Raw genomic sequence first — 15,135 nt, forward strand, 5'->3', positions numbered from 1 at the left:
GCAGAAGCGTCGAAGTCGGTGCGAAGTGCGATAGGCATGGCAAACTCCAGTCCGTTTGCCATCTTGAATCAAAGCTTACCGCCGCTGGCAAGCCCTTGCGAGTCACGATCATCGAGACTTGGTATAAGCGGCGTGGGCGGCTTGATGCGATATCGCACATTGTCCGATGTCGGGCTGCTCAAGCGGCTCAAAACGGCGGACGGTCGGCTGGATCACATCGCCGGCACGCTGCTAAGCGGAATGTCTGCCGATCGCCCGTAAAGGCAGGGAGTGTTCGGACACAACAACATCAGCACGGGGCAAGATAGCCGACCTGACCATTGTTATAAGAACACATTCTTTGCTCTTGTCTCTGGTTGGTTATCACAGGCGCGTCTGAATACACTCTTTCCGGTGGCGCCTTGAGCGTTTTGCTTTGATACAGATAGTTGCGAATCATTTGGCGCGCGCCAGAAAGTTTAAGAGCTCTCTGGGGGTCATCAGGCGCGATGTCGTAATATATTGCGAGTTCATCGTCAGGCATCGTCAATTGTTGTTGCGGAGTCGTCGGAGGTTTCTCTATGGGCGCTTTCGTGATCTTTTGTGATCCATTCATACAGCGTTCGAGCGTGCGATATGCCTCCTGCAATCGAACGACGTTCGAGCGGAACACTTCGCGGCCCTGCAACTGAACGCCGATCATATTACCGTCGCGCTTGTCTTTCAGCGTTAACCGGAGATCTGCGGCGACGATCAACGCCCCGCCCTGTCCGGGCAAGCTCATGTGCTGAGCAGGAACCGACGGGTACGGATTGTTGCCGGACACTGCGATCCGAACCGAACGTGCCTGCCCGCTGACCGGAACGGACTTGCCCGTGAACCAGATCATGCCGCGGCCATTGCGCGCCGTGTCCGCGTCGACTGGACCGACGATGGCAAAATTGTTGGTAGGGGTGATGAAATTTACCGAGCAACTGTAGCCGTCATTGAAAGGCTTGTGCATCAGCACCCAAGCCCCTTCCTTGCCCGCGTAAAACTGTTCGCTCGTGAGGGATCCCGATGCGCTGCCAGATCTGCGTTCAGGCGCGGCCTGCGTCGCGCTCGCAAAGGCGAACGCAGCCGCGACGATCCCACCTGTCAGCCACATTTTCATCGAGAACACCTGTACCTGAAACCAAAGGATGGCCGCTCGGCTGCCGTCAGTTCCGATGCCTGCCCAGCGTGAGCGTTGCCCCCTTACGCCAAACACGTAATTCCCGCCAAATCCAGCGGCGTATCGCCAAGCAGTCCGCGCGAACGCCAGGTGGGCGCCGATGGGGGTGGCCTCCCCCCGCCCACATCGGGCGGAGGGAGTATCCCATCAGCCGAACAGCTTGGCCGCCGTCTCGGCGATCCGCTTGCCCTGATAGCGCGCGCCGTCGAGATCGACGGTGCTCGGCTGGCGGCTGCCGTCGCCATCGGCGAGCGTGCTCGCGCCATAGGGCGTGCCGCCATGCACTTCCTTCACGCCGACCATGCCCTGGAAGCCATAGTCGAGCCCGACGATCGTCATGCCGAAGTGGAGCAGGTTGGTGATGATCGAGAACAGGGTGGTCTCCTGCCCGCCGTGCTGGCTCGCGGTCGAGGTGAACGCACCACCGACCTTGCCGTTGAGCGCACCCCGGAACCACAGCCCGCCGGCGGTATCGAGGAACGCCGCCATCTGGCTCGGCATGCGGCCGAAGCGAGTCGGCGCGCCGATCACGATCGCGTCATAGTCGGCGAGCTTGTCGACATTCTCGATGACGGGATGCGCGGTATCGGTCTTGAAATGCGCCGCTTCGATCACCGCCTGCGGCGCGGTCTCGGCAACGCGGCGGATATCGACCTCGGCCCCGGCCGAGCGCGCACCTTCGGCGACGGCATCGGCCATCTGCTCGATGTGGCCGTAGGACGAATAATAGAGCACGAGAACTTTAGCCATGAGTAGGTTCCTTCTTCTTGGCTCCCCTCCCGCATGCGGGAGGGGCTGGGGGAGGGCATGTCCTGAAACACTACCGGGGTGAGGTTGGACAGGCCCTCCCCCGCTCCTCCCGCACGCGGGAGGGGAGAAACTTTATTCCGAATCGACCAGCACCAGTTCAGTATCGGCGATCGCGGTGATCGCGACCGTCTCGCCGCCGCCGATCGCGATGCCGTCGCGCGCATCGTATCGCACGCCCGCAATCTCCACCGCGCCGGTCGCCGGCACCAAATACGCATGCCGCCCGGCGCCAACCGCGTGGGTGATCGTCTCGCCCGCCGTCAGCGTGGCGGCGAGCAGACGGGCATCGGCGCGGATCGGCAACGCGCCCGCATCCTCGGCGAAGCCGCTGGCGAGCGTGACGAACTGGCCGCTGCGATCGCCCTTGGGGAACGGCTTGGCGCCCCAGCTCGGCGATCCGCCCTTGCGGGTCGGTTCGATCCATATCTGGAACAGCGTCGTCTTCTCGGTCTCCAGATTATATTCGGCATGGCGCACGCCGGTGCCAGCACTCATCACCTGCACGTCGCCGGCGCCGGTGCGGCCCTGGTTGCCCATCGAATCCTGATGCGTGATCGCGCCGGTGCGAACGTAGGTGATGATCTCCATGTCGCGGTGCGGATGCGGCGGAAAACCGCTGCCGCCGGCGATCTCGTCATCGTTCCACACCCGGATCGCGCCCCAGCCCATCCGGGCGGGATCGTAATAATCAGCGAAGGAAAAATGGTGGCGCGCGTTGAGCCAGCCGTGATCGGCATGGCCAAGGCTCTCGAACGATCGTTTCTCGATCATGGCGGTTGCTCCCGAGGGATTGTGTGAACGCCAAGATAGGGATTCCGATCAGCACGTAAATGGAAACACTGGAAACCGATCGTTTCCAGCGGTAAGCATTCCTCCCCTCCCTGCAAGGGAGGGGTCGGGGGTGGGTTGGCCCGTTAGGGTACGGTCCGACAGCCCCAAGCCGACCACCCCCAGCCCCTCCCTGCCAAGGAGGGGAGAAGAGAGAGCCATGCGCCTGCCCGATCTCGAAGCCTGGGCGATCTTCGCGAGCGTGGTCGAGCATCGCTCGTTCAGCGCCGCCGCCGATGCGATCGGCACCTCCAAGGCGACCGTCTCCAAGGCGATCACCCGACTGGAAGCGCGGCTCGGCCAGTCGCTGTTCCACCGCACCTCGCGCCGGCTAACCCTCACCGAAAGCGGCACCGCGCTTGCCGAACACGCCCGCCGCATCCTCGCCGACGCGCAGGCCGCCGAGGAAGCCGCGCACGACGCCGCCACCGCCCCCGCCGGGCTGATCCGCATGACCGCGCCGACCACGCTCGGCATGGTCCAGCTCGCGCCGATGCTCGCCGATTTCCTTACCGACCATCCCGGCATCGAGATCGACCTCCAGCTCTCCGACACCAAGGTCGACATCGTCGCCGAGGGGATCGACGTCGCGCTGCGCATCGCCAACCTGCCCGACAGCTCGCTCAGGGCACGCCGGCTCGGCCCGATCCGCACCTTCGTCGTCGCCGCGCCCGCCTATCTGGACCGGCGCGGCCGCCCGACTCACCCGGCGCAACTCGGCGAACATGCCTGTTTCGCCTACACCAACGTCTCCGGCCCGTGGCGCTTCACCAACGCGCATGGCGAGGAAGCGGCGCTGCGGCCGAGCGGCCCGATGCGATCGAACAGCGGCGACGCGATGCTCCCCGTGTTGCGCGCCGGGCTCGGCATCGCGCTGCTCCCCGATTTCATCGTCGGCGACGATCTCGCGCGCGGCACGCTCGAGGCGATCCTCCCCGACTGGTCCGCCCCGCCGATCGCGCTTCACCTGATGACCCCGCCCAGCAACCTGCGCCCGGCGCGCGTCGAAACACTGATCGCCTTCCTCACGGAGCGCTTCCGCAATCTCTGCGTTACCGCGACACCATGAACCGCCTCCGCCCCGACGCAGACGACACGCGGTTCATCCGCCGGGTCATGCTCCTCATCCTGATCGTCGCGGTCGTCGCCGCTCTGTGGAAAGCCGGCGACCTGCTGATCCTCGCGTTCGGCTCGATCCTCGGCGCGATCGTGATCCACGCCTTCGCCGATCTCTACACCGAGCGGCTGCACCTCCCGCGCCGCCCCGCGCTCGGCCTCGCCATCGTGACGATCCTCGCCGCGATCGGCTTCCTCGTCTGGCTGTTCGGCATCCAGTTCGGCGCGCAGGTCAACGCTTTGGTGGTGCGGCTGCCGTCGCTGCTCGATCAGCTCGGCGCATGGGCGTCGCAAAGCCCGGTCGGCGCCAAGATCGTCGACGCGGTGCAGGCCGCCTTCGCCGGATCGCGCGTCGCGCGCGACATCGGCGGGCTGGTGACGGGTGGTGGCGAGCTCATCCTCAACTGCCTGTTGCTGCTGATCGGCGCGTTGTTTTTCGCCGCCGACCCCGGCGTCTACAAACGCGGCGCGCTGCTGCTGATCCCGCGCGGCATCCGCCCCGCCATCGCCGACGCGATCGACGATGTCGGGATCAACCTGCGGCTGTGGCTTCGCGCCGAACTGATCCTGATGACGACGATGGGGCTGCTCGTCGCGTTCGGGCTGTGGCTGTCGGGCGTGCCGTCTTGGGCGGCGCTCGGGCTGCTCGCTGGCTTGAGCGAATTCGTCCCCTATATCGGGCCGACCGCGGCGATGCTGCCCGCGCTCGGGCTCGGCGCGACGGTCGGCACCGGCCCGCTGGTCGGCACGCTCGTCACCTATGCTGCCGTCCGCCTCGTCCAGACCAATTTCCTCACCCCCTGGGTGCAGAGCCGAGTCATCGCCATCCCGCCGGCGATCACGGTGTTCGCGATCATCGGCATCGGCATGGTGTTCGGCCTGTTCGGGCTGTTCTTCTCCGCCGCCTTGCTGGTGGTGATCTTCACGCTCGTCCGCAGCCTGTATCTGCGCGAGATGCTTGGCGAGGATGTCGATTCCCCCGGGGAGTAACCGCCGCGACTCGTGGAGTCAGGCCGGTTAGCGCAAAATTAACCTTTTGCGTTCACATATATTGAGGTTACTGTAACCGTCTGAGTGCACCGCGCCGAAGGGGGCGATCGGGCCGCGAACGACAGGGGAACTGCCAGATGCGCGTGCTACTGATTGAAGACGAGCCGACCACCGCCAAGGCGATCGACTTGATGCTCTCGGCCGAAGGCTTCAACGTCTACACCACCGATCTTGGTGAAGAAGGCGTCGATCTCGCCAAGCTGTATGATTACGATATCATCCTGCTCGATCTCAACCTGCCCGACATGAACGGGTATGATGTGCTCAAGAAGGTCCGCGCGGCCCGTATCCAGACCCCTGTGCTGATCCTCAGCGGCATCAACGAGATGGATTCGAAAGTGCGCGGCTTCGGCTTCGGCGCCGATGATTACGTCACCAAGCCGTTCCACCGCGAGGAACTCACCGCCCGCATCCACGCCGTCGTGCGCCGCTCGAAGGGCCACAGCCAGTCGGTGATCCGCACCGGCAAGCTCGCCGTCAACCTCGACGCCAAGACCGTCGAAGTCGATGGCAGCCGCGTCCACCTGACCGGCAAGGAATATGCGATGCTTGAGCTGCTCTCGCTGCGCAAGGGCACCACGCTCACCAAGGAAATGTTCCTCAACCACCTCTACGGCGGCATGGACGAGCCCGAGCTGAAGATCATCGACGTCTTCATCTGCAAGCTCCGCAAGAAGCTCAGCCTCGCCTGCGACGGCGACAATTACATCGAAACCGTCTGGGGCCGCGGCTATGTGCTGCGCGAGACCGACGAGGTGGAAGCGACCGCCGTCGCCTGACGCGGTGCGTCGGCGAGATTGGCGACCGTAAAGGGGGCCGCGATGCCGGGGGGCGTCGCGGCCGCTTTCGTGTTTGGAGGGTGGATGGTGTTGGCGTCGCGGCGATGGTATATACGACGTCATCACCAGCCGCGAGGATGTATGTAGAAAGCCGCCGTGTTCACCATGAAGCTCGAACCCGATCTTCGCGCCGAGTTCATGGCCGCTGCCGAGGCGAGCCACCGCCCGGCATCGCAAGTGGTACGCGAACTGATGCGCGAGTTCGTCCAACGCCAGCAGGCGCAAAGCGCACACAGCATCTTCCTGCACCGCAAGGTCGAAGCCGCGCGTCTCTCCGTCGATGACGGACATGGCCGTTCAAACGAAGCGGTCGAGGCCGATTTCGCCCCGCGCCGCGCCGGGATATCTGACCGCGCGTGAAGGTCCGATGGACACCGGAAGCCGAGCAGGACCGCACGGCGATCTGGGACTATCTGGCGGTGCGCGCCCCCGATGCGGCGTTGCGGATCGATCAGCGCTCAGCGCTGCGGTCGCCGGATTGGCTGACTCCCCCAAGCCCCCGACACCCGCGAACTGACCCCGCATAACAGCTATTGGGTCGCCTATGAGATTATGGGCGATACGGTCTGGATTCTCGTCTTGCTCCACACAGCACGCCGATGGCCACCAGGCTAACCCACCCACTGCCAAGCAGCACTGGAACGGGCACGCCCATCAAAAGCGAATACGGGCGCCCGTCGCGGTCACTGCCGACGTGTCGCTTATTTCATCCAAATAAGGTTCCACCGATGAGTTTCGTAGCAAGTGTAAAACTACCAATGACTTAGCAATGCCCTCATTTGCTTTCGCATGTCGTCGGACAGCGACACGTAACGTCGCCGTGCGTCAAAGGGGTCACTTCCAGCCGTAATAATGCCTCTCTTTTCCATGACAGAAATGGCACGGAGGGCTGTTGTTGGAGGAACTCCAGAAGCAATACACGCACTTGAAACAGATATATGTGCATTAGTCTCTGAAGCTATGAAAAGATCTAGCAGTATATCCCACGCTGGTTCGTGAAAAAGATCAGAAACGTCAAAAAGAATTTTATTTCGTCTTCGCCTTAAAGAATATTTCCTCCTAGCCAAAGAAATTAATTCTTCGTCTATCTCTTCACCAATCACAACAGACGAATTGTTAATAGAATCGCCCGAGAGTTCATTTTCCGTTTGCATTTATTATACCTTTTGCAAAAAACGACTGAACCCTTAACAAGCGACCCATTTTTCTATATTTTAGCCATTGTATGTTTGCACTCAGACGATGTGAGGTGAATATCATGAATAATCCGTCACAAATCGGGAAATGCAGTGAAAAACATCGCCTTTGTGTCTTAATCCGGGACGCGCTAATGCTTGCGGATGAGTTGAATTGCGACGTCGTAGCTATTCACCTCAATACAGCTCTTGTTAAACTAACCGGAGAAGGAGTCGTCCCGAGCGAAACAGGTGGACTCGGCAGTCACAGCAGTTCGAGGCATAAGCGCTGAATCGCGCGCGACCGGAGCCATCGTTACTCACCTTTCCGCCGTCGCAGGCAGCAACTAGAACTCGCGGGAAAGCGCGAACTCGATGCGGGTACGCACAAAATCGTAGAGTCCGATGTTCGATCGGCTTTCCGATCGAGTGACCCGGATCACGGGAGACAGATCCTGGAAGCGCCAGCGACCCAGCAGCACGCCCGCAGTCGCGTCCAACCGCCAGTCGCGGCGCGCCTCACGAAACAGTTGCAGGCGCGCATCGGCCACGGTGCGCGATCCGTTGAGCTGCGCGAACACGGTGCTTCGCCCGATCCGCCGAGCTGCGAGCAAGTCGAGGCCGCCGGTGGTCAGTGCATAGCCAGGATCGCTGGCGTTCTGCCGGTTGATGCGTGCGCCGATACGGCCGCTGATGCGTGAATTGAATGCTTTGTCCAAAGCGAAGCTGGCATCGTAGAAAGTGCCGTCCTGCTGATGGACGCGAAAGGCATTGGCGGCAATCGTCGTCTCTAATTCCAGTTGCGCGGTTCGGTTGATTGGCCGCAACAGGTTGAGCGTCCCGCCATAACCTTTGGAATAAAGCTCGCCGCCGTACCAACGGCGCGTCACCAAGGCTGCCGGTCGTACGCGTATACGCCCGAGCTGGTATTCCGGCCCCGAGGCGAGAGAAGCCGAGACGTCGTGAAAGCGGCGCTTGCCATAGATATCCGCGCGTCCGCTGAGTCGCGTGAGCCAAGTCTGCTTGCCAAACGCTGCGCGCCAAAACCCCTGCCCCGACAGCGCCAATCCGATACCCGAGCGCGCCTGCGCGGAGGGGCTAAGCGGCAGATCGTCAATCACGGTCTCGATCGTGTTACGGCTGGTCGAGGCATTGATGTTGCTGTCGGGCGCGATCGCGACTTCGAAGGTGACGCCGACCCGCCGGCGCGACCGCAGCGCGGTCGCAAATTGGTCAACGACGCGGGCCACGTCGTCGGGCAGGCCGACGGCGCCGGCCGTGCGTAGTTCGCGCCGCGCCCCTGCCTCATCGCCTGTCAGTGCCAGAAGCCGGGCAAGATCGAGTCGTACGCGGTTTGCATTGGGCTTCTCCGCGAGGATCGCGCGATAGAAGCCAATTGCCGCCGCACGATCGCCAAGGCGCTCGTAGAGTTGCGCTAGGCGAAACCGCGCTTCGGCACGGTAATCGCTGTTCGGATCGCCGGCGAGAGCGCGAAGAATTGTGATCGCCTCGGCGGTCCGGCGTGCGGCGAGGTGATCTGCGGCAATCGCGAACAAAGCTTGCGCCGAAAGGCCGGTGACGCAGGGCTGCTCACTGCACTGCGTCACCGCTTGGCTCGCCGAGGCGAACCCGGCGGGAACAAGCACGCCTAGTTCTTGCGCCCGACGACTGCGCCGGTGCCGAATCCGTCATGACCGACAATTGAAAACGCGCCACCCACTTCGACTGCCTGCGGGCCATAGAAGGCACCGGAAAGCGCGCCGCGATAACCCTCAGCGTTCGTAGAGCTGTCGCCATTAAAACGGTTTGTACCTGACCGGATAGCAGCGTTGATATTTTGAGTGCCAAAGGTCTTGGCGCCACCGTTCACCACGTTCGTACCGATCGGCGTCATGGAAAACGCGACAGTCGCGGCGGCAAAATCTGCCGTCAAGCTGCTGGCGCCCCCGAGCGCGTAGACGCCCGACGCATCCGCAAACTGACCATCCAAATTGGTCCGGTAGCTTGCCGTGCCGGTACGCGGCATGTCCGACAACGCAGTCGCGATTCCAAAAGTGAAGAAGGCGGTGTCCACGTCGAGCGAGCTGCCTCGGTCAGTGATACTTTGCTGAGCACCGTAGCTGACATAGGTCAGCGCCAATACCGGATTGCCGCTGCCGGCATTGAACAATGCGAGGTTGTCCTGGCGAGTGCCGGTGGTCTTCTGGTAGGCGGTGACCGTCGCGTTCGTCGAGGCTGCGACCTTATCGACCGAGCCGAAGGCGACTTGGGGCACGACCAAGCCGCTCAAAGTGTAGGAACCTGCACTGGCGTCGTAGCGCACCTGGGCTGCGTCGGTCGTCGAAGGTCCTTGCGCACGCGCAGTCGCGGCACCGGTCGAACGCGCGGCGGTATATTGAATCACACCCGCAGGCGAGAAGGAAAACGTGTCGCTGAACTGGAGCGATGCCACCGAACTGTTGACCTGCGCCGGGGGTGGGGCCGGTGTCGAGCTGACGCCACTGCCGGACCCGCCACACGCAGATAGCATTACTGTTGAAGGCAACGCCCATAGAGCGACAGTTCGACGCATATATTCCCCCGATTCCAGATTTCCACGATATCGATCGCTACAAGTATGTAAACCACGCGTTTATGGAGACTGCGGCGATCCGCATTGCGGCCTGAGGCGATGTCAGCGACGCCGACGATTCTACAGCGAATATGGAATTCAAATCTGGATAACTCGAAGGCCTGCTTGCTGCTGACATAAGCAAAAGCGGAAAACTTTGCGTAACAACGTTACCTGCATCCAGACTGGTTTGCCCGCTCGCAGCGTCTTTCAACACAATCGGGCGCTGGCACCGATCTCAAAAGCCCCTTGACGACTTTCGACTGAGAGCATCCACTTATCCTCCACCTACCGATCCGTTATGCCCGCACACCCCCATCACCCGCCATTCGCCTCCATCCACCCGCTGATCTTCCCCACCACCACGTCCTCGATCCCATAATAGCCATGCGGCGTCAGCGAGCCGCAGTCCTTGGCCGATCGCGTCACCCCGCCCGCCACCATCAGCACGCGCACGTCGCGGCTCGCCGTCATCGCGGCGGCGATCTTCGGCGCAGCCCCCGGCGGCGCGACGTCGCAGCGGTCGTCGCGGTTGGCGACGATCAGCGCGGGGACGCGCACCCGCTCGGGGCTGGCGTCGAACACCGTTTCGCCGCTCCCGCCCATCACCGATACGGACTCGGTCAGCACCACCCCGGCTATGCTGCCGGCGGGCGCGTGCGCCGCGCCGTTCATCGCCGCGATCGATCCCTGGCTGGTGCCGGGCAGGAACACCGGCCCGGCGAGCTTCGCACGCCGCGACGGTCTGCCCCGCCGGACATGGCGGCCGCCTGACGCGCGCCTGCGGTCCCGTGTCACGATCGCTGTCCTACACGCGCCCGCGCTGGCATGGTCGCGGCCGCTCTTTCCCATCGTCGGCGCCTTGGCAAACCGCGCATTCCGCAGTCTCAATCGTGGCAATCGTGAAACCAACCCTCACGTTTCCCGACCGTGCGCAGCATAGGCAACCTTAGCCGCTTTTGCGCCGCTACTTGCGCACCCACACCTTCTCGCCGCCCACCCAGGTCTGCTGCACCTTGGTCGCGCGCAGGTCGGCGGGCGAGGCGAGCAGCGGGTCGCGGTCGACGATGATGAAGTCGGCGCGCTGCCCCGGTGCGAGCCGCCCGAATTTCGCCTCGGCGAAGCCCGCATAGGCCGCGTCCATCGTATAGGCCCGCCATGCCGCCTCGCGGGAGATCACCTCCTGCGGCTGCCACCCGCCGGGGGGCTGGCCATCCGCCCCCTGCCGCGTGAACGCCGCCGCCCAGCCCGCGAACGGATCGGGGCTTTCGACCGGATAATCGGTGCCGAACGCGAGCGTCGCGCCGTTCGCCAGCATCGATTTCCACGCATACGCCCCGGCCAGCCGCGCCGGCCCGAGCCGCGCCTCGGCCATCGCGCGGTCGCTGGTCTGGTGGACCGGCTGCATCGAGGCGATCGTGCCGTATTTGCCGAAGCGCGGCAGATCGACCGGATCGACGATCTGCGCATGCTCAACCCGCCAGCGGCGATCGCCCTTGTAGGTCTGCGCCATCTCCTCGATCGCGTCGAGCACCTGCGCATTGGCCTTGTCGCCGATCGCATGGACCGCGACCTGATAGCCGTCCATCGCGGCGCGGCTCATCAGGTTGCGGATCACGTCGTCGCTCATGAAGCCCGCGCCAGACTGGCCCGGCGCATCGCTATACGGCGCCTTGAGCCACGCGCCCCGCGAGCCGAGCGCGCCGTCCGCGAACAGCTTGACGCCGCCCATGTGGAGCTTGTCGGCGTACAGCCACGGCGTCGGCCCGGTCCCGCCGATGCGGATCGCGGTCTCGACCCCGCTCGCATAGCTCATGATCCGCACGCGAAGCGCGCCGAGATCACCCAATCGCCGGTACGACAGCCACGCGTCGAGGCTCGTCCCCATGTCCGCCGTGGCGGTGATACCGTAGCTCAGCAACGTCTCCTGCGCGCGCAGGAACGCGGCATCGAGTTCCTTGGGCAGCGGCTGCGGCACGACCTTCTCGACCAGGGCTTGCGCGGCATCGACGAACACGCCGCTCGGCCCCAGCTTCGCGCCTGCGCCGGTCTTCTCGATCCGCCCGCCAGCCGGGGAGACGCTCTTGGCGGTAACGCCCGCCGCCTTCATCGCCGCGCTGTTCGCCCAGCCCGCATGCCCATCGACCCGCGACAGCCACACCGGCCGGTCGGAAACGACGCCGTCGAGATCGGCAGCCGTCGGGAAGCGCCCCAGCCCCCACGCTTCCTGATTCCAACCGCCGCCGACGATCCACTTCCGCTCGGGATTGGCGGCGGCATACGCGGCGATCTTCGCCTTCGCCTCGTCAAGCGAATGCGTGTCGGACAGATCGAGTTCGAGCGCCCGAAAGCCGAGGCTCATGACATGGCCGTGCGCGTCGACGAAGCCGGGCAGCAGCACCTTGCCCTTCTCGTCGGCGCGCCAGTCGAGCCGCTCGGGCCGTTTGTCGTTCGCCTGCAGCAGCTTCACGACTTTGCCCTCAGGACTGATGAGCACGGCGTTGAAGCGGACGACCCGCCCGTCCTTGTCGAGCGTCATGCCGTTGACGTTGTCGACCAGCGCATCGGCGAAGGCGGGCGTGGCGAGCGCGACAAGCGCGACGAAGGGGATGAGCGAACGCATGGTCGCCCGCGATAAGGCGTGTTCCTTCGTTGCGCCAGATGGTCTAGGGCGCGCGCTCGGTCGCACCCTGGCCGCGCACGGAAACAATCATGGCGACGCACGCGAAGTTGGACACGGAAACCCTCCCCGTCACGATCGAGGATGTGCGCGCCGCGCATGCCCGCATCGCCGACGCCATCGTCCGCACGCCGACCTTCATCAGCCGCACGCTCTCGACCCTGACCGGCGCGACCGTCTATCTCAAGTTCGAGAATCTCCAGTTCACCGCCGCCTATAAGGAACGCGGTGCGCTCAACACTTTGCTCCAGCTCGGCCCGAACGCGATGGGCGTGATCGCCGCGTCGGCGGGCAACCATGCGCAGGGCGTCGCCTATCACGCCAGCCGGCTCGGCATCCCCGCGACGATCGTGATGCCGACCACAACGCCGACCGTGAAGGTGATGCAGACCGAAAGCCACGGCGCCAACGTCGTGCTGTTCGGCCAGACCTTCGACGCGGCGTATGCCCATGCCCGTGAGCTGGAAGCCGAGCGCGGCTACACCTTCGTGCATCCGTTCGACGACGCGCGCGTGATCGCCGGCCAGGGCACCGTCGCGATCGAGATGCTCGCCGACGTGCCCGCGCTCGATACGCTGATCGTGCCGATCGGCGGCGGCGGGCTGATCTCGGGCGTATCGACCGTCGCGCGCGCGACCAGCGCCGAACGCGGCGGCGCGCCGATCGAAGTGGTCGGCGTTCAGGCCGAGCTGTTCCCCTCGATGTACAACCGCATTCACGGCACTGATATGCCGTGCGCGGGCGATACTTTGGCTGAGGGCATCGCGGTCAAGGAGCCGGGCACGATTACCTCGGGCATCGTGCGAGCCCTGGTCGATGACATCGTGCTGGTGAGCGAGCGCAGCCTCGAAAGCGCGGTCAGCCTGCTCCTCCAGATCGAGAAGACCGTGGTCGAGGGTGCCGGCGCTGCCGGCCTCGCCGCGCTGCTCCAGCATCCCGAGCGGTTCCGTGGGCGCACCGTCGGCATCATCCTGTGCGGTGGCAACATCGACACGCGGCTGCTCGCCAACGTGCTGCTGCGCGATCTCGCCCGCTCGGGGCGGCTGGCGCGGCTCCGCATCGTGCTGCGCGACCAGCCCGGCGCGCTCTATGGCGTCGCGCGGATCTTCGAGCAGGAACGCGTCAACATCCTCGAACTCGCGCACCAGCGCATCTTCACCAACCTCCCCGCCAAGGGCCTGAGCCTCGACGTCGAGTGCGAAACGCGCGACCTCGCGCATCTCGAACGGCTTAAGGCGGCGCTCCGCACCGAGGGGTATGAGGTGAGCGCGGTCGAGCTCGGCTGACGAACGGATCAGGCGCGTGGTAAGCTGAGCCGCGTTAACGCTCTTTGATGGTAAAGCCGCTTTTCATCACGCGCGGAGCGATTCATAAGAGCGTCAGGCGCTGCATCTGCAGCGGCCGTGAAAGGACCATCCGGCGGTGAGTGCGCCTTTTCGTTTTCCCCGATTCTTCGTCACCAGCCCCTCGCCGTGCCCGTATCTGCCCGGCCGCCACGAACGGAAGGTCTTCACCGAATTGCGCGGGCCGCATGCCGGCGATCTCAACGACGCGCTTGGGCGGATCGGCTTCCGGCGCAGCCAGTCGGTCGCGTATCGACCGAGTTGCGCGGGCTGTTCGGCGTGCGTTTCGGTGCGGGTGATCGCCTCCGAATTCGTGCCCAACGCCACGCAACGCAAGCAGATCCGCCGCAACGCCGATCTCGACGTGGCGGTCTGCCGCCCCTGGGCGACCGAGGAGCAGTTCGACCTGCTGCGCCGCTATCTCGGCGCACGCCACCCGGGCGGCGGCATGGCCGAGATGGACGAGCAGGATTATGCCGACATGGTCGAGCATTCGCCAGTCAACAGCTTCGTCATCGAATATCGCGAAGCGGCAACGAACGGCACGCCGGGCAAGCTGATCGGCGCCTGCCTCACCGACCAGCAGGCCGATGGCCTGTCGATGATCTACAGCTTCTTCGATGCCGATGCCGGCGCGCGGCCGGGCTTCGGCAGCATGATCATCATGGACCATATCCTGCGCGCGCGGGCGGCGGGACTGGCCTATGTCTATCTCGGCTATTGGGTGAAAGGCTCGGCGCGGATGGCGTACAAGACGCGCTATCGCCCGATCGAAGCGCTCGGCCCGAAAGGCTGGGCGCTGCTCGTCGACGAAGACGCGACCTACCATCCCCCGGCGCAGCATTACACGATGCTCGCCGACGAGATCGCGTAACGGCTGCCGATCGGCGTCGGGTGACCGACTGGAAGTAACAAAGGTTGTCCACCGGAGGCACCGTGCGGGCGTGTCACTTTTGGATGTGCCTGACAGGCGGATACGCCCCTCACAAGCCGCGAAGGGGGCCATACGGTTGGTGCTGACACTGTCAAAGAGCGTGCCGCGGAATATGGCATCGGCGCCGCGTGTAGGACAGGTCCAACCGCAGCGGCCTTTGGGCGGGAAATGGTGGGGAGCGGACGTTCGTCAGTCCCTCTCTTCAAGGCGTATGCAAGCGCGGAAAGCGCCACCCTTTGTGTCCTGCCGGTGCCAGATTTCAACAACATGGTAGTATTTGAAATAACCGGGTGGAGTGTCGATTGAAAGATATTCGCCAATGCGGGGCAGGAACTCAAACTCAGTCGTGAATAGCGGTTCCAAGGCGTCTTCGTGGTCAAAGGCTTCTACTATCGGCATGGTGGCACGTTACCCAAGTGCGGGAATGTCTGCAACTGGGCGATGGCCGTCAGGCCGCTTACACGAGGGAATTCGAAGAATGTACGGTCAGCCTACTCCGTGACATCTCGCGATTGTGATCGACCGCTTCCTTACGTCGTACCCGATGTCGAGGTAGT

16 protein-coding genes are annotated in these 15,135 nt (G+C 63.9%); 8 read left to right on the forward strand and 8 right to left on the reverse strand.

Annotated elements, in window-relative coordinates; all coding sequences use genetic code 11:
• Positions 1-261: hypothetical protein (locus EWE75_RS25345; protein WP_206364849.1), on the forward strand; the 261-nt coding region annotated here is incomplete at its 5' end.
• 28 nt (positions 262-289) lie between these two features.
• Here EWE75_RS25345 and EWE75_RS22365 read toward each other — a convergent pair.
• The 3 genes from EWE75_RS22365 to EWE75_RS22375 form a co-directional block, all read right to left on the reverse strand.
• Positions 290-1,132 (reverse strand): hypothetical protein, encoded by an 843-nt coding sequence (locus tag EWE75_RS22365; RefSeq protein ID WP_130160290.1) that lies wholly within the window; start codon positions 1,130-1,132, stop codon positions 290-292.
• Positions 1,133-1,339: 207 nt separating this feature from the next.
• On the reverse strand, positions 1,340-1,942 hold the full coding sequence (gene wrbA / locus EWE75_RS22370) for an NAD(P)H:quinone oxidoreductase (protein ID WP_130160291.1): 603 nt from the start codon (positions 1,940-1,942) through the stop codon (positions 1,340-1,342).
• Positions 1,943-2,074: 132 nt separating this feature from the next.
• A complete protein-coding gene (locus EWE75_RS22375) occupies positions 2,075-2,773 on the reverse strand; it encodes a pirin family protein (protein WP_130160292.1) in 699 nt (232 codons plus the stop codon).
• Between the two features lie 217 nt (positions 2,774-2,990).
• Here EWE75_RS22375 and EWE75_RS22380 point away from each other — a divergent pair, with 217 nt between their 5' ends.
• The 5 genes from EWE75_RS22380 to EWE75_RS22400 all read left to right on the forward strand — a co-directional run bounded on the left by EWE75_RS22380 (position 2,991) and on the right by EWE75_RS22400 (position 6,362).
• Complete coding sequence (locus EWE75_RS22380) at positions 2,991-3,899, forward strand: LysR family transcriptional regulator (RefSeq protein WP_130160293.1); 909 nt, start codon at positions 2,991-2,993, stop codon at positions 3,897-3,899.
• A complete protein-coding gene (locus tag EWE75_RS22385) occupies positions 3,896-4,936 on the forward strand; it encodes an AI-2E family transporter (protein ID WP_130160294.1) in 1,041 nt (346 codons plus the stop codon). Before EWE75_RS22380 ends, EWE75_RS22385 begins: the two co-directional genes overlap by 4 nt.
• A 137-nt stretch (positions 4,937-5,073) precedes the next feature.
• Positions 5,074-5,775, forward strand: coding sequence for a response regulator transcription factor CtrA (gene ctrA / locus EWE75_RS22390; protein ID WP_130160295.1), 702 nt, complete (start codon positions 5,074-5,076; stop codon positions 5,773-5,775).
• Positions 5,776-5,940: 165 nt separating this feature from the next.
• Positions 5,941-6,195, forward strand: coding sequence for an antitoxin of toxin-antitoxin stability system (locus EWE75_RS22395; protein WP_427915813.1), 255 nt, complete (start codon positions 5,941-5,943; stop codon positions 6,193-6,195).
• Positions 6,192-6,362 (forward strand): type II toxin-antitoxin system RelE/ParE family toxin, encoded by a 171-nt coding sequence (locus tag EWE75_RS22400; protein WP_231708519.1) that lies wholly within the window; start codon positions 6,192-6,194, stop codon positions 6,360-6,362. The genes EWE75_RS22395 and EWE75_RS22400 overlap by 4 nt, the downstream gene beginning before the upstream one ends.
• Positions 6,363-6,587: 225 nt before the next feature.
• Here the strand turns inward: EWE75_RS22400 and EWE75_RS22405 are convergent, their stop codons facing one another.
• The 5 genes from EWE75_RS22405 to EWE75_RS22425 all read right to left on the reverse strand — a co-directional run bounded on the left by EWE75_RS22405 (position 6,588) and on the right by EWE75_RS22425 (position 12,244).
• Positions 6,588-6,989 (reverse strand): helix-turn-helix domain-containing protein, encoded by a 402-nt coding sequence (locus EWE75_RS22405; protein ID WP_231708520.1) that lies wholly within the window; start codon positions 6,987-6,989, stop codon positions 6,588-6,590.
• A 368-nt stretch (positions 6,990-7,357) separates the two neighbouring features.
• Positions 7,358-8,656 (reverse strand): surface lipoprotein assembly modifier, encoded by a 1,299-nt coding sequence (locus EWE75_RS22410; protein ID WP_130160296.1) that lies wholly within the window; start codon positions 8,654-8,656, stop codon positions 7,358-7,360.
• 2 nt (positions 8,657-8,658) lie between these two features.
• Positions 8,659-9,462: a transferrin-binding protein-like solute binding protein gene (locus EWE75_RS22415; protein ID WP_165388494.1), complete on the reverse strand. Its 804-nt coding sequence runs from the start codon at positions 9,460-9,462 to the stop codon at positions 8,659-8,661.
• 477 nt (positions 9,463-9,939) lie between these two features.
• Positions 9,940-10,473, reverse strand: coding sequence for an alpha/beta fold hydrolase (locus tag EWE75_RS22420; RefSeq protein ID WP_206364850.1), 534 nt, complete (start codon positions 10,471-10,473; stop codon positions 9,940-9,942).
• Positions 10,474-10,588: 115 nt separating this feature from the next.
• The gene (locus EWE75_RS22425) at positions 10,589-12,244 is read right to left on the reverse strand and encodes an amidohydrolase (protein WP_130160298.1); all 1,656 of its coding nucleotides are present in this window, start codon (positions 12,242-12,244) and stop codon (positions 10,589-10,591) included.
• An 89-nt stretch (positions 12,245-12,333) separates the two neighbouring features.
• On the opposite strand from EWE75_RS22425, the gene EWE75_RS22430 reads away from it, so the two are divergent.
• Complete coding sequence (locus EWE75_RS22430) at positions 12,334-13,587, forward strand: threonine ammonia-lyase (RefSeq protein ID WP_130160299.1); 1,254 nt, start codon at positions 12,334-12,336, stop codon at positions 13,585-13,587.
• Positions 13,588-13,723: 136 nt separating this feature from the next.
• Positions 13,724-14,518: an arginyltransferase gene (locus EWE75_RS22435; RefSeq protein ID WP_130160300.1), complete on the forward strand. Its 795-nt coding sequence runs from the start codon at positions 13,724-13,726 to the stop codon at positions 14,516-14,518.
• The last annotated feature ends 617 nt before the right edge of the window (positions 14,519-15,135 follow it).

Source organism: Sphingomonas populi (assembly GCF_004208535.1).
Taxonomy (GTDB): Bacteria; Pseudomonadota; Alphaproteobacteria; order Sphingomonadales; family Sphingomonadaceae; genus Sphingomonas; species Sphingomonas populi.

What these genes read in the sequence shown, in the direction of transcription:
- EWE75_RS22365 (WP_130160290.1), bottom strand. Translation starts at nt 1,132, where the DNA reads ATGAAAATGTGGCTGACAGGTGGGATCGTCGCGGCTGCGTTCGCCTTT.
- wrbA (WP_130160291.1), bottom strand. Translation starts at nt 1,942, where the DNA reads ATGGCTAAAGTTCTCGTGCTCTATTATTCGTCCTACGGCCACATCGAG.
- EWE75_RS22375 (WP_130160292.1), bottom strand. Translation starts at nt 2,773, where the DNA reads ATGATCGAGAAACGATCGTTCGAGAGCCTTGGCCATGCCGATCACGGC.
- EWE75_RS22380 (WP_130160293.1), top strand. Translation starts at nt 2,991, where the DNA reads ATGCGCCTGCCCGATCTCGAAGCCTGGGCGATCTTCGCGAGCGTGGTC.
- EWE75_RS22385 (WP_130160294.1), top strand. Translation starts at nt 3,896, where the DNA reads ATGAACCGCCTCCGCCCCGACGCAGACGACACGCGGTTCATCCGCCGG.
- ctrA (WP_130160295.1), top strand. Translation starts at nt 5,074, where the DNA reads ATGCGCGTGCTACTGATTGAAGACGAGCCGACCACCGCCAAGGCGATC.
- EWE75_RS22395 (WP_427915813.1), top strand. Translation starts at nt 5,941, where the DNA reads ATGAAGCTCGAACCCGATCTTCGCGCCGAGTTCATGGCCGCTGCCGAG.
- EWE75_RS22405 (WP_231708520.1), bottom strand. Translation starts at nt 6,989, where the DNA reads ATGCAAACGGAAAATGAACTCTCGGGCGATTCTATTAACAATTCGTCT.
- EWE75_RS22420 (WP_206364850.1), bottom strand. Translation starts at nt 10,473, where the DNA reads ATGGGAAAGAGCGGCCGCGACCATGCCAGCGCGGGCGCGTGTAGGACA.
- EWE75_RS22425 (WP_130160298.1), bottom strand. Translation starts at nt 12,244, where the DNA reads ATGCGTTCGCTCATCCCCTTCGTCGCGCTTGTCGCGCTCGCCACGCCC.
- EWE75_RS22430 (WP_130160299.1), top strand. Translation starts at nt 12,334, where the DNA reads ATGGCGACGCACGCGAAGTTGGACACGGAAACCCTCCCCGTCACGATC.